At 70.7% G+C, this 13,620-nt stretch carries 13 protein-coding genes; 10 read left to right on the top strand and 3 right to left on the bottom strand.

What is annotated here, in order from left to right:
- Nucleotides 1-11 precede the first annotated feature (11 nt).
- The 3 genes from ACFYUV_RS47085 to ACFYUV_RS47095 all read right to left on the bottom strand — a co-directional run bounded on the left by ACFYUV_RS47085 (nucleotide 12) and on the right by ACFYUV_RS47095 (nucleotide 3,755).
- On the bottom strand, nucleotides 12-917 hold the full coding sequence (locus tag ACFYUV_RS47085; protein WP_387681654.1) for an ABC transporter permease: 906 nt from the start codon (nucleotides 915-917) through the stop codon (nucleotides 12-14).
- Nucleotides 914-1,876 (bottom strand): ABC transporter permease, encoded by a 963-nt coding sequence (locus ACFYUV_RS47090; protein ID WP_357983673.1) that lies wholly within the window; start codon nucleotides 1,874-1,876, stop codon nucleotides 914-916. The genes ACFYUV_RS47085 and ACFYUV_RS47090 overlap by 4 nt, the downstream gene beginning before the upstream one ends.
- Before the next feature lie 67 nt (nucleotides 1,877-1,943).
- Nucleotides 1,944-3,755, bottom strand: a complete 1,812-nt coding sequence (locus ACFYUV_RS47095) for a peptide ABC transporter substrate-binding protein (RefSeq protein ID WP_387681658.1) — start codon at nucleotides 3,753-3,755, stop codon at nucleotides 1,944-1,946.
- 220 nt (nucleotides 3,756-3,975) lie between these two features.
- On the opposite strand from ACFYUV_RS47095, the gene ACFYUV_RS47100 reads away from it, so the two are divergent.
- From ACFYUV_RS47100 to ACFYUV_RS47145, 10 genes are all read left to right on the top strand, one after another.
- Nucleotides 3,976-5,124: an ROK family transcriptional regulator gene (locus ACFYUV_RS47100; protein WP_352324116.1), complete on the top strand. Its 1,149-nt coding sequence runs from the start codon at nucleotides 3,976-3,978 to the stop codon at nucleotides 5,122-5,124.
- A gap of 18 nt (nucleotides 5,125-5,142) precedes the next feature.
- Nucleotides 5,143-6,609, top strand: coding sequence for a M81 family metallopeptidase (locus ACFYUV_RS47105; protein ID WP_387681661.1), 1,467 nt, complete (start codon nucleotides 5,143-5,145; stop codon nucleotides 6,607-6,609).
- Between the two features lie 135 nt (nucleotides 6,610-6,744).
- Nucleotides 6,745-8,541 carry a trypsin-like peptidase domain-containing protein gene (locus ACFYUV_RS47110; RefSeq protein ID WP_387681664.1) on the top strand — a complete coding sequence of 599 codons (1,797 nt, stop codon included), beginning with the start codon at nucleotides 6,745-6,747 and terminating at the stop codon, nucleotides 8,539-8,541.
- A 133-nt stretch (nucleotides 8,542-8,674) separates the two neighbouring features.
- Nucleotides 8,675-9,064, top strand: a complete 390-nt coding sequence (locus ACFYUV_RS47115; protein ID WP_352320544.1) for a VOC family protein — start codon at nucleotides 8,675-8,677, stop codon at nucleotides 9,062-9,064.
- 213 nt (nucleotides 9,065-9,277) lie between these two features.
- Nucleotides 9,278-9,484 carry a cold-shock protein gene (locus tag ACFYUV_RS47120; RefSeq protein ID WP_055509312.1) on the top strand — a complete coding sequence of 69 codons (207 nt, stop codon included), beginning with the start codon at nucleotides 9,278-9,280 and terminating at the stop codon, nucleotides 9,482-9,484.
- A 180-nt stretch (nucleotides 9,485-9,664) separates the two neighbouring features.
- Nucleotides 9,665-11,479 carry an asparagine synthase (glutamine-hydrolyzing) gene (gene asnB, locus ACFYUV_RS47125; RefSeq protein ID WP_364341516.1) on the top strand — a complete coding sequence of 605 codons (1,815 nt, stop codon included), beginning with the start codon at nucleotides 9,665-9,667 and terminating at the stop codon, nucleotides 11,477-11,479.
- A gap of 16 nt (nucleotides 11,480-11,495) precedes the next feature.
- Nucleotides 11,496-12,389, top strand: coding sequence for an SseB family protein (locus ACFYUV_RS47130; protein WP_387681668.1), 894 nt, complete (start codon nucleotides 11,496-11,498; stop codon nucleotides 12,387-12,389).
- On the top strand, nucleotides 12,386-12,790 hold the full coding sequence (locus ACFYUV_RS47135; RefSeq protein ID WP_387681671.1) for a hypothetical protein: 405 nt from the start codon (nucleotides 12,386-12,388) through the stop codon (nucleotides 12,788-12,790). The genes ACFYUV_RS47130 and ACFYUV_RS47135 overlap by 4 nt, the downstream gene beginning before the upstream one ends.
- A gap of 94 nt (nucleotides 12,791-12,884) precedes the next feature.
- On the top strand, nucleotides 12,885-13,280 hold the full coding sequence (locus ACFYUV_RS47140) for a YbaB/EbfC family nucleoid-associated protein (RefSeq protein WP_352360836.1): 396 nt from the start codon (nucleotides 12,885-12,887) through the stop codon (nucleotides 13,278-13,280).
- Nucleotides 13,277-13,612 (top strand): hypothetical protein, encoded by a 336-nt coding sequence (locus tag ACFYUV_RS47145; protein ID WP_387681674.1) that lies wholly within the window; start codon nucleotides 13,277-13,279, stop codon nucleotides 13,610-13,612. The genes ACFYUV_RS47140 and ACFYUV_RS47145 overlap by 4 nt, the downstream gene beginning before the upstream one ends.
- Nucleotides 13,613-13,620 lie beyond the last annotated feature (8 nt).

Raw genomic sequence — 13,620 nt, forward strand, 5'->3', positions numbered from 1 at the left:
TTCCGTTCCTCCTAGCGCCGCCGGAGGCGGACCTCGAAGACGTCCCTCAGCCCGTCGCCGATGAAGTTGAAGGCGAGGACGATGAGGATGATGGCGATCCCGGGCGGGTACAGCAGCCACCAGTAGCCGCTGTAGGTGTTGGCGAGGCCGTCGGAGAGCATCCCGCCCCAGTTCGCCGCGGGCGGCGGCACGCCGAGGCCGAGGAAGGACAGGTAGGCGACGTACAGGATGGCGTCGGCGACCTGGAAGGTGGCGTTGACGATCACGGTGCCGATGGCGTTGGGGATGATGTGCCGCCGTACGGCCCGGCCGCCGGTGCCGCCCATCGACCGCATGGCCTGCACGTACTCGCGCGAGCGCAGGGTCAGCGCCTCGCCGCGGACCAGCCGGGCCGGGCCCAGCCAGGCGAAGGCGCCGATGATGAGGATGAGCATCGGCACGGTCGGCGTGACGATGGTCGCCATCAGCATGAACAGGAACAACGAGGGGATCGACATCATCGCGTCGACCACCCGCATCATGGCCGCGTCCACCCAGCCGCTGGTGAAGCCGGCGATGGCGCCCCAGATCGTGCCCACGACCGTGGCCAGCACGCCGGCGGCCAGCCCGACGACGATGGACGTCTGCCCGCCGAGCAGCAGGCGGCCGAGCTGGTCGTAGCCGACGCCGTCGGTGCCCAGCGGGTGGCCCGGGGTGCCGGGGGCCAGGTAGACCGAGGCGAGGTCGGTGTGCACCTGGTCGGTCCGGTAGAACAGCGGGCCGAGGAAGCACAGGCCGCCCAGCACGATGAAGATGATCAGCCCCAGCAGGGCGAGGCGGTTCTCGGCGAAGACGGTCAGCGCCTGGCGCCACTGGCCGCGTACGGGCGCCTCTTCGGCGGGGACCGGCGTGCCGGCCGCCTCGGCGGGCGCGGTCATGAGCGGGCCGCCGTCCTGAGCCGGACGCGCGGATCGACGGCGGCGTACAGCAGGTCGGCGAGCAGGGCGCCGAGCACGGTCGCGATCGCGATGATCAGCGTGACGCCGAACAGGATCGGGAAGTCCCGCTTCAGCGCCGCCTGCCAGAACAGCTGGCCCATGCCGGGGTAGTTGAACAGGGCCTCGACAACCAGGGCGCCGCTGAACAGCGCGGGCAGGTACATCCCGAGCAGGGTGATGACCGGGAACAGGCCGTTGCGCAGCGTGTGCCGGGCGACGACGCGCGCCTCCGACAGGCCCTTGCTGCGGGCGGTGCGCACGTAGTTCTCGTTGAGGTTGTCGACCATCGAGGAGCGCACGTACCGCGAGTAGACGGCGACGGTCACGATGGCGAGCGTGACGGTGGGCAGGACGAGCCCGGCCGGGTCGGCCAGCACCTCACCGAGGGTGAACCCCTGCGAGGCCTCCGGCGGCAGGATCGGCCAGACCTGCGAGAAGAGAATGATCATCATGAGACCCATGAAGAAGATCGGCGTGGCGTAGGCCAGCAGCGACAGGGTGGTGATCGTGTAGTCGGGCCACCGGTTGCGCCGCATCGCCTGGACCACGCCGAGCGGGATGGCGACGACGACGGCCAGCATCGTCGAGAACAACGACAACACCATGGTCTTGGGCAGCCGCTGGCCGATGGCCTCGGCCACCGACTGGTTGAGCTGGAAGGAGTAGCCGAGGTCGCCGCGCAGGAGGCGGCCGATGAACATGACGTACTGCTGGATCCAGGGGCGGTCGTAGCCCATTTCGTGGTCGAACGCCGCCAGCTGGGCCAGCGTCGCGTCCTTGCCCAGGGTGGCCCGCGCCGCGCCGCCCGGCAGGAGATGCAGGATGACGAACGTGATCATCGTGACCAGCACGACGATGATCAGGGCCTGGCCCAAGCGGGTGATCAGATACCGGGCCACGCGGGGCCCCTCCTTGTTCCAGGGACCCCGGCGACCCCCGCACGGGCCGCCGGAGTCGGGGACGGTCTCAGTTCTTCCAGGACCAGTCCTGGAAGAACATGTTGTTCATCGGGTCCTGCGTGACGCCCTGGAGCCCGGCGCGGTACGCCGAGATCTGGTAGACGGGGTTCGGCATCCACAACACCGGCAGGTCCTGGGCCAGCCGGTCGTTGTACGCCTTGAGCGTCGCCTCGTCGTCGGCGAACTGGGTGGCCTCGATGAGCTTGTCGGCCTCGGGGTCGCTGTAGCTGCCCAGGTTGACTGGGGCGTCGGTGGCGAACAGCCGCTCGCCGCTGGGGAAGGCCGGGTAGTACCAGCTGCCCTGCGAGCCGAAGAACGACATGTCCCACGAGCAGTTGGAGTCCGACGGCTTGCACGCCGGGGTGACCGCGACCGAGTCCGGCACTTCCTTGATGGTGAGCTGGATGCCCAGCTTGGACATCTGCGACTTGATCTCGGCGAACATCTTGGTCGTCGCGGCGAAGCCGGTCTGGCTGGTGACGGTGAAGGCCAGCTTCGCGCCGGACTTGACGCCCTCGCCGCACTGGTCGGCGCCGGTGCCCGGCTTCTGGCAGGTCGTCTGCCCGTCGGGGGTCACCTGCCAGCCGTGGCTCTCCAGGAGCTGCTTGGCCTTGGCCGGGTCGAAGGGGTAGGCGCAGCCTTCGCTGGAGCCGTTCGTGCCGGGCTTGGCCGGGACGGGCCCACAGGTCGGGGCCGCCATGCCGGACCAGATGGCCTTGCTGATGGTCGGCTGGTCGATGAGCGACTGGAGGGCCTGGCGCAGGTAGAGCTGCTTGAACAGGGGGCCGGAGTCGGGGTTGTTGAAGTTGAGCTGGAGGTAGGTGATGGACCAGCCGTACCAGGGGGCGATCTGGTAGCCCTTCGACTCCAGGTACTTCTGCTGCGACAGGTTGGCCGGCGGCACGTAGCCGTAGTCGATCTGGCCGGCGCGCAGCACGTTGAACTCGGCGTCGTCGCTGGTGAAGGGGCGCAGCGTGACCGACTTGAGCTTCGGCTTGTCGCTGCCGGAGTAGTTCGCGCGGGCGGTGAGGACGACCTCGCCGTTCGGCACGTACTTCTCCAGCTTCCACGGGCCGCTGTTGACCTGCCACAGCTCGTTGGTCGCGTACGTCTTGGGGTCCTTCGACGCGGCGGTGAGGAAGTCGAAGACCTTCTTGGCGCCCTCGGGGGTGGTGTCGAGGTCGCTCACCTTGCCGGTGGCCGAGTCCTTGTCCCAGACGTGCTGGGGCAGCGGCACGATGCGGTTGAGCTGGTTGCCGACGAACCACCCGGTGTTGTACGTCTTCGTGGTCGTCAGGGAGAAGGTCTTGTCGTCCTTCACCTTGAACTCGGCGATGTTGTCCGGGAAGCCGCCCTCCCGGTAGGACGCCCACTTGTCCTTGTTCGCGGTGACGAGATTCCACCAGAACTGGATGTCACGGGTGGTGACGGGCTTGCCGTCGGACCACGTGTTGTCCTTCAGCGTGATCGTCAGCGTCTTGCCGCCGTTGCTCACCTCGGGCGGTTCGGCCATCGAGCGCCCGGGGTCGATGTTGTACTTCGCCGAGCCGTCCAGCAGGTACTCGTACAGGTGACGGTACTGGGCGGAGCCGAAGATGACGTTCTCGCCCTGGGTGAAGCCGGGTGCCGAGATCGGCAGGATCCAGTTCGGGGTCCTGAGGGCGACGGTCACGCCGTCCTTGCTCTGGCCCCCGCTCTGGGCGCCCTTCTGCGCGCCGCCGGCGGACCCGCTGCACGCGGTCAGCGCCAGCCCGAGGGCCAGCACGCCCGCCAGGGCGCCGGTGCCGCGGAGCCCGCGCCGGTGGAATCTGCTCCCCATGGGATCTCCTCGGTTGACGTCGCACGGCGCCCTGCGCTTACCGGGGGGCCTGGTGCGTTCGATGCGGAGAATGTATAGATGGTCCCGCATGAAGTCAACGGAACTAATTCGCTTTGTTCGCTGACTTCTTTCGGTTTAGAGTCGAAGTCGCCGGTGCCTCATGATGGGGCTCTGTTGCGACGACGGGCCTGCCGGGGAACCGGCCTGAAAGAGGAGCGGCATGCCGGAGCCATCGAGTCCCGCCAACCTGCGTGAGCAGGCGCTCAGCCTCTTGGCCAGCGGTGCGGCGACGTCGCGCGCCGATCTGGTGGAGACCCTCCAGGTGGCTCCGTCCACGGTCTCCAGCGTGGTCCGGCGGCTGCTGGAGGAGGGCGCCATCCTGGAGGAGGGCGTCGGCCGCTCCACCGGCGGGCGGCGGCCGCGGATCCTGCGGCTGCGCGACGTCCCGGGCGCCTTCGCGGTGTCCGAGCTGGGCGCCCAGCACGCGCGCGTGGGGCTGTGCGCGCCCGACGGCCGACTGCTGGCCGTACGGGAGATCGCCACCGACATAGCCGAAGGGCCCGGCCAGGTCTTCGACGCCATCTGGCGGGCGTACGAGCAGCTCAGCACGGCCAATGCCCCCGGCCAGACGCTGCTCGGCATCGGCCTCGCGCTGCCCGGCCCGGTCGAGTACCCGCACGGCCGGCTGATCGGCCCGGCCCGGATGCCCGGCTGGAACGGCTTCGACGCCCAGACCCACCTGAGAGAGCGCTTCGGCGTGCCCGCGGTCGTCGACAACGACGCCAAGGCCGCCGCCATCGGCGAGTACGTCAGCCGGGGCCGCGACCCCGGCGACATGATCTACGTCAAGGCCGGCACCGGCATCGGCGGCTGCCTGGTCAGCGGCGGCCAGATCTACCGCGGCGGCCGCGGCCTCAGCGGCGACGTCACCCACGTGCGGGTGGCCGACAGCGGCGAGCGCGAGTGCTCCTGCGGCAGCCGCGGCTGCCTGGAGACGGTGGCCAGCGGCGCGGCCCTGGTCCGCCAGCTCAAGGACCGCGGCCTGCGGGTCAGCACGCCGCGCGACGTCGTCGCCGCCACCGTCGACGCCGAGCCGTCCGTCGTGACCCTGGTGCGCCACGCCGGCGAGCTGCTCGGGGTCGCCCTGTCCGGCCTGGTCAACTTCCTCAACCCCGACGCCGTCGTCATCGGCGGCGCGCTGTCCAGCCTCGACGTCTACGTGGCCGCCGCCCGGAGCATGCTCTACAAGCGCTGCCTGCCGTCCATGACCCAGTCACTGTCCATCGAGGCCAGCGCCGCCGGCCCGGACGCCGCCCTGATCGGCCTCGGGCACCTCGTGCGCGCCTCGGCCGACGTCCGTCCCTCCTAGGCAAGGAGTCCCCCGCCCGTGTCCCGTCCCCTCCGCGTCGCCGTCGGCGGCGTGCACATCGAGTCCAGCACCTTCTCCCCGCACCTGAGCACCGCCGCCGACTTCGAGGTCACCCGCGGTGACGCCCTGCTGGCGCGGTACGGCTGGCTCGCCGAGCCGTGGGCGGCCGACGTCGAGTGGATCCCGCTCGTGCACGCCCGCGCCCTGCCCGGCGGGGCCGTGGCCAGGGAGACCTACGACGCCTGGGCCGCCGAGATCGCCGCCGGGCTGGCCTCCGCGGGCCCGGTGGACGGCGTCCTGCTCGACATCCACGGCGCGATGAGCGTGGTCGGGCTGGAGGACGCCGAGGGCGACCTGATCACGGTGGTCCGCTCGGTGACCGGCGGGCAGCCGTTCGTGTCGGCGGCCATGGACCTGCACGGCAACGTCTCCCACCGGTTCTTCGCCGGCTGCGACCTGCTCACCTGCTACCGCACCGCCCCGCACGTCGACGTCTGGGAGACCCGCGAGCGCGCCGCGCGCAACCTGGTGGCGGCCCTGCGCCGCGGGCAGCGTCCGCACAAGGCCCTCGTGCACGTGCCGATCCTGCTGCCCGGCGAGATGACCAGCACGCGCGTCGAGCCGGCCAAGGGCCTCTACGCCCGCGTCCCCGAGATCGAGGCCAGGGACGGCGTCATCGACGCGGCCATCTGGATCGGCTTCGCCTGGGCCGACGAGCCCCGCTGCCGCGGCGCGGTGGTCGCCACCGGCACCGACGCCGCCGCCACCGCCGCGGCCGCCCGCGAGCTGGGCGAGCAGTTCTGGGCGGCGCGCGACGCCTTCACCTTCGTCGCGCCCACCGGTTCCATGGACGAATGCCTCGACCAGGCGCTGATCGCGGTCAAGGACCCGGCCCGGCGCCCGTTCTTCATCAGCGACTCGGGCGACAACCCCGGCGCGGGCGGCGCCGACGACGTCACCTTCGCGCTCGAACGCATGCTGGCCCGTCCCGAGATCGCCGGCGGCTCGGTCCGCGCGGTGTACGCCTCGCTGGTCGATCCGGAGGCCGTGGCCCAGGTCGCCGGCCGCGCGCCGGGCTCGCCGGTCAGCCTGCGCGTCGGCGGCCGGATCGACGCCCGCGAGCCGGGGCCGCTGCCGATCGAGGGTGTGCTGGAGGCGGTCGCCGACGACCCCGACGGCGGGTTGTGCGTCAGCGTGCGGGTGGGCGGTCTGAGCGTGTTCGTCACCTCCCGGCGCATGCAGTACCGCGAGCTGGCCTCCTACGCCCGGCTGGGCGTCCAGGTGGACGACGTCGACCTGGTGACGGTCAAGATCGGCTATCTGGAGCCCGAGTTGTTCGACGCGGCCGGCGACTGGCTGCTCGCGCTCACGCCGGGCGGTGTCGACCAGGACCTGCAGCGCCTGCCGTACGAGCGCCTGGCCCGGCCGGTCTTCCCCCTCGACCGCGACTTCGACGCCGACCTCACCGTGATCACCGGCTCATAGACGCACTGACGCGCCGGCCCCCTCCGGCACCCGACCTGGCAGGGCTTGGAGGGGGCTCCCAGTCGGCTCCAAGCCAGGAACAAGAGGGCTAACTCATCATTTCCGCCTGTGAGCGGATATTTCAGGAAAAGGCTGATGAGGGTCGCCGCGGGTGCGGCGGTCGTCGCGGCGGTCATGCTGCCCGCGCTGCCGGCGGCCGCCGACGGCACCCCCGACGAGCGGCCCGACATCCCGGTGGGCACCTGGCTGGCGGCGCGTACGCAGCCCGCGGTGCAGCTGACCAGCTTCACCTACACGGCGACGGTGTCCGTCCCGTCCAACACGATCAACGAGGCGGCCTACAACCAGATCGTCCAGGAGGCCGTCGCCGCCGTCCAGTCCGGCAAGATCTCCTCCGACGAGCGCAGCATCGGCAAGTGGGTCTTCCAGCAGATCGCCGCCAACGTGGACACCTACGTGTCCTCGACCACGCCGATGCGTACGGTCGAGGCGGAGGTCGGCGGCATGTGCACCGGCTGGTGGGTCACCCCCGACGGCTACATGGTCACCGGCGCGCACTGCGTCCAGGTCGGCGAGACCGAGCTCAGCCAGCTCTTCGCCCAGCAGGCGCTGGCCAAGTTCAACAAGCAGGACGCCAAGGAGATCATCAGCGGCCTGGGCGACCTCAAGAACGACGAGGAGATCCTCAAGCTCGCCCAGCAGATCTACGTCACGTTCAACTCGACCCACATGCAGCTCAGCAACCTCAAGCAGAGCCTGTCGGTCATGCAGAGCCTGCCCGGCGGCGGGGTGGACAAGACGGCCAAGGCGGTCCCGGCCGAGCTGGTGTCGGTCGGCGAGAGCTACCCGGGCAAGGACTTCGCGCTGCTCAAGGTGAACGGCCAGCAGAACCTGCCGACCGTGCCGCTCGGCGACGACGCCGACGTGCGCACCGGTGACACGCTCTACATCAGCGGCTTCCCCGGCCTGGTCACCAACACGCCGTTCTTCAGCCTGGAGTCGAAGCTGGAGCCGGCCCTGACCGAGGGCCCGTACAACGCCAAGCGCACCACGCAGACCGGCGTGCCGTACATCCAGACGCAGGCGCCGTCCTACCACGGCAACTCCGGCGGGCCGGTGTTCAGCAAGGACGGCAAGGTCGTCGGCATGCTGATCGCGGGCACGGTGAGCGAGGGCGGCGAGGCGTCGGAGAGCGAGAGCTTCGTCCTGCCGGTCGGCATCATCAAGGAGAAGCTCGGCGAGAAGAACGTCAAGCCCGCCCAGGCCGTCACGACGACCCGGTACAACGAGGCGCTCAACGACTTCTTCCGGCACTACTACTCCGACGCCCTGCCGAAGTTCCGCGAGGTGCAGGCGCTGTTCCCGAACCACCCGTACGTGGCCAAGTACATCAGCGACTCCCAGCAGGCGATCTCCGCGGGCAAGGACGAGACGCCCAAGCCGATCCTCATGTGGGTGCTGATCGCCGGCGGCGTGCTGCTGCTCCTGGTGCTGGTCGCGGTCGTGGTCAAGGTCCTGCGCGGACGCCGGCGGCCCCAGCCGGCCGTCGTCTCGCCCCAGCCCGGGTACGGCGCGGTGCCGCCGCCCCCGTGGCAGCAGCTGCCCGCGGCCCAGGCCCAGCTCTCGCCGCCGGTGCAGCCGATGCACCAGGCCCAGAGCCCGTACGGCCACGGCGGCGACGGCTACGGCCCCGGCGGGTACGGCGCGAACGGCCACGCCGCGAGCCCGTACGGCTCGGCCCCGGACGCCCACTTCCACCAGCCCCCTCACCAGCAGCCCTCCTACGAGCAGCCCGGCGGCGACCAGACCAGGTCCGTGCGCTACGGCCAGTTCAGCCCGCCCGCGGACCCCAGGTCCGGGCAGGTCGCCGACCTGGAACGGCAGATCGCCGACCTCCAGCGCCGGCTCGGCGACCAGCCCCCGAACGCCTGACGGGCCCGCGTGAGCCGAGTCCCGCCAGACACGTCAGGATGCGTGGCCCCGGAACCCCATGACGGGTTCCGGGGCCACGACGCGTGCCCGCCGGATCCGGGCCGCAGCGCCCGCCGCGGCCTACGATGACCTCGTGGACGTGCTGAGCAGCCGCGTGCTCCTGCGGCCGACCGACCCCGCCCGGACCCGCCGCTTCTACGCCGACACCCTCGGCCTGGCGGTCTACCGCGAGTTCGGCCCCGACGACGATCCCGGCGTGGTGTTCTTCCTCGGCCAGGGATTCCTTGAGGTCGCAGGGCGTTCCGACGGCCCCGCGACCGGCGGCACGCTGTCGATCTGGTTGCAGGTGCGCGACGTCGGGCGCGAGGAGGAGCGCCTGCGGCAGGCGGGCGTCACGGTGCTGCGCGAGCCGCGGCTGGAGCCGTGGGGCCTGGTCGAGATGTGGATCGCCGACCCCGACGGCCATCGCATCGTCCTGGTGGAGGTGCCGCCCGGCCATCCGCTGCGCCGCGACCCGCGGTGAACCGTCCCGCGCTTGCCTCCGGAGCAGATCGTGTGCTAGCTTTAATCCCGTTGCAGTTGTGGTACCCATAAAAGACTTTGTGCGCACCTGACCTAGCTGGACTTTCAGGTGCGTTTTTGTTTTCCGGTCATCTCCGGGATGGGCTCATCGCGGCGACACGGGGATCCGCACGGTGCGGATCCCGTCTCTGCACGTCATCTGAAGGAGATCGTTATGGCTACCGGTACCGTGAAGTGGTTCAACTCGGAAAAGGGCTTCGGCTTCATCGCGCAGGACGGCGGCGGCGCCGACGTCTTCGCCCACTACTCCAACATCGTCTCCAACGGTGGCTACCGTGAGCTGACCGAGGGCCAGAAGGTGGCCTTCGACGTCGTGCAGGGCCAGAAGGGCCCGCAGGCCGAGAACATCGTTCCCGCCTGACCTCACGCAGCCCGTGTCTGGGCCCGCACCCTCTCCGGGGTGCGGGCCCAGACCGCTTTCAGGGGCATTTGATCGGGTATGGACCGATCGGCTTCGCGCGGTTATGTTGCGAGAGCGTCAGGCACGTTGTCAGACGACGCCGGGGAGCACCACCAGGACTGCGTCTGAGAGGACCCTCGCATGTGCGGCATCGCCGGATGGGTGGACTTCGACCGCGACCTGACCGGCGAACGGGCCACCGCCCTCGCCATGACCGCGACCATGAGCTGCCGGGGCCCCGACGACCAGGGCCTGCACCTCGAACCGCACGCCGCGCTCGGCAACCGCAGGCTCGCCGTCATCGACGTCGAGGGCGGCCACATGCCGATCGAGGCCGAGGGCCTGGCCGTCATCACCTACAGCGGCGAGGTCTACAACTTCCGCGAGCTGCGCGAGGAGCTGGCCGCCAAGGGCCACCGCTTCCGCACCAGAAGCGACACCGAGGTCGTGCTGCGCGGCTACCTGGAATGGGGAGAGGGCGTCGCCGACCGCATCAACGGCATGTACGCCTTCGCCGTCTGGGACGAGCGCGCGCAGGAGCTCGTGCTGATCCGCGACCGCATGGGCATCAAGCCCCTGTTCTACTACCCCCTGCCCAACGGCGTGCTGTTCGGCTCCGAGCCCAAGGCGATCCTGGCCAACCCGCTGGCCCCGCCCGTGGTCGACCTCGACGGCCTGCGCCAGCTCCTCAGCATGGCCACCGTCCGGCAGCGGTCGGTCTACAAGGGCCTGTGCGAGCTGCCGCCCGGCCACCTGCTGCGCGTGGGCCGGCAGGGCGCGCGGCTGCGCCGCTACTGGTCGCTGGAGGGCCGCGAGCACACCGACGACCTGGACACGACCGTACGCACGGTGCGCGAGCTGCTCGACGACATCGTCGGCCGGCAGCTGATCTCCGACGTGCCGCTCTGCACGCTGCTCTCCGGCGGCCTCGACTCCAGCGTCGTCACCGCGCTGGCCAGGACGCACGGCCCGATCCGCTCCTTCGCCGTGGACTACGCCGGTTACGCCGAGCACTTCCGGGCCGACGAGTACCGCGGCGACCCCGACCGGCCGTTCGTGCGGATGCTGGCCGAGCACGTCGGCTCCGAGCACACCGACATCGTCCTCGGGCCGGCGGAGCTGGCCGACCCCGGGCTGCGGGCCTCGGTCGTCCGGGCCTGGGACGCGCCGAGCTTCCTGGGCGACATGAACTCCTCCCTCTACATGCTGTTCCGCGCCATCCGCGAGCATTCGACCGTGGCGCTGTCCGGCGAGTCCGCCGACGAGATCTTCGGCGGGTACGCCTGGTTCCACCTGCCGCAGACGGTCGAGGCCGACACCTTCCCGTGGCTGGCGATGGTGATGCGCGAGCAGCAGCCGACCGACATGCTCGACAAGTCGCTGATCCGGCAGCTCGACCTGGACGCCTACACCGCCGACGGCTACCGTACGGCGCTGGCCGAGGTGCCCCACGTGGCCGGGCAGGACGCCCGCGAGCGGCGCATGCGCGAGATCTGCTACCTGCACCTCACCCGCTTCCTGCCCTTCCTGCTCGACCGCAAGGACCGGATGAGCATGGCCGTCGGGCTGGAGGTGCGCGTGCCGTTCTGCGACCACCGGCTGGTCGACTACGTGTTCAACACGCCCTGGTCGATGAAGACGTTCGACGGCAGGGAGAAGAGCCTGCTGCGGGCGGCCGGGGCCGACCTGCTGCCCGAGCCCATCGTGCGCCGGGTCAAGGCCCCGTACCCGGTGACCCAGGACGTGGGCTACGAGCAGGCGCTCCGGGACGCGCTGCGCGAGCTGGCCGCCGACAAGGACGCCCCGGTGCTGCAGCTGCTCGACGCCGACGCCGTCCGCGAGGCCGCCTTCGCGCCGGCCGAGAAGGTGACGACCACGATGAGCAGGTACGGCCTGGAGCTGGCGCTGGATCTGAACGTCTGGCTGACCTCCTACGGCGTGCGCCTGGAGGTGTAGCGGGCACACTGGGCGGATGACGTCCACTGATCATCTGCCGGTCACGCCGTTCGAGGAACAGTTGTGGGCGGCCCACCAGGACGGGCAGACCGCCCTGTGCCTGGGCCTGCTCCGCGACGCCGACCTGGCGTTGCCGATCACCGCCGCCGCCGCGGCCGGGACCGAGCCGCCCGCCTGGGCGACGGCCACGGACTCCGGCCGTACGTGGGTGCTCGCCTTCACCTCGGTCGAGGCGATGGTGACCGCGACCGGCGGTCTGGCCACGCACTGCCGGATCGTCTCGCCCGCCGAGCTGGCGGCCGGCTGGCCGGACCCGCGATGGGGCCTGGCGGTCAACCCGGGCCTCGGGGCCTCGTTCCTGCTGGAGCCCGGGACGCTGGCCAGGCTGGCGGTGCCCACGCTCGTCCAGGACCTGCGGCTCGCGCCCGGGTCGGGGGTGCCGGTGGTGCAGAAGCTGCTGTCCCCGGCCGACATCGCCGACCTGCTGGCGACGGCCGAGCCGCGCGTCTCCGGTTACTGCCACCACGCCCTCGACGTCTCGCACATCGCCACGCCCACGGTGCTGGCCGACGCGCTGAAGCAGCCCGGCATGCTGACCGAGAGCGGCTCGCTGAACATCCTGCGCTGGCATCCCGTCGGCCTCGACCTCTACCGCACCCCGTACGGCGGGCTCGACGAGCAGGGCCGGGACGCGGTGGCCGGCTGGGTGGTCGAGGAGCCGCCGTTCGTGGGCATGGGCCTGGTGCCCAACGTCGACCAGGTCATCCGCGAGTACAAGGTGTACGGCGTCGGCCTGCCGCACGGCGCGGAGATCTGGGAGCTCACCCACGAGGGCACCGAGCACCGGCGCGCGCTCTACCACGGCGACCTGCGGCGATGGCTGCTGATCGGCCGGGAGGCGGCGGCATGACCTGGCACTTCTACCGCGCCCACTGGCAGGGCGCCGACTACGTGGCCAGCCCCGAGCCGCACCCCCTGGAGCTGTGGGTGCGCCTGCGCCTCCCCGAGCCGGCCGACGGCTTCGAGGAGGTCGAGCCCGGCTGTCACGTGCGCACGGTGCCGTTCGCCGAGTGCGCGTCCCTGCAGTTCGTCACCACGGAGTGCACCTGGCGGGGCGAGCGGTTCCAGGTGCACGACGAGCGGGACGGCCTGCTCCTGCTCGAATACCTGGGCGGTTCCGCGCCCGCGGCGCTCGCGCTGGGGCTGGAGCGCGTCGAACGGGGGGTGTACCGGGCGTGGGCCCCGCGGACGGAGATCACCGAGCTCCGCGAGGAAGTTGTGGCGATAAGTCCACAGGATGGGCCTTTTTGAAGATTGGCTCTTGTCTCCTGTTGTTCATGTGACAGAAACTGACCTGAAAGGTGCATGTGACGTAAGAAACACGCGGCATGGGGGCGGGGGTGTCATGGATTCTCCTGACGTGGCGGGGATGCGGGCATACGGCGACGAGCTGCGCGACATGTTCCGCCAGATCCAGGACGTGGGCATGGAGCTGCACCAGCAGGCCAAGGCCGTCCAGGTGACCGAGACCTCGAAGGACGGCCTGGTGTCGGTCACCGTCGGCTCGCGCGGCGAGCTGATCCGGCTCGACCTCGACCCGCGCATCTACCGCCGCCCCGACGCCCGTCAGCTCGCCGACACCATCGCCGAGACCACCCGGCTGGCCGCCGAGCGCGCCCAGGAGCGCGTCACCGAGATCTTCGAGCCGGTGATCCCGCGCGAGGACTTCCAGGCGCATCTGAGCGGCGATCTCGAAACCGTCATGGCCCGGCTCGCCGACCGCATGGGAGGCAGCCGATGAGGCCCTGGGACGGCACCCAGATCATCAAGCCCGTCGTGGACTCGGGCATCTCCCAGTGGACCACCGTGGCCGAGGACTGGGAGAAGGAGTCCGAGCGGCTGGTCGCCGCGGTCGTCGAGGCGCTGGCCGCCGCGCCCTGGGGCAACGGCGCCGAGGGCCAGGCGTTCATGAACTCCCATTTCCGCGACGACGGCCCCAACCGCATGCTCCACCAGTGCGTCGAGCTGTCCAAGCAGATGATGGACGCGTGCGGCAGGCTGCGCGCGAGCATCGACAACACCCTCGGCGTGGACGCCGCCATCGAGCAAGACCTCAAAGCGCGAGAGGTCTGACGCGTGAC

This window comes from Nonomuraea sp. NPDC003560 (genome assembly GCF_042878785.1).
Taxonomy (GTDB): domain Bacteria; phylum Actinomycetota; class Actinomycetes; order Streptosporangiales; family Streptosporangiaceae; genus Nonomuraea.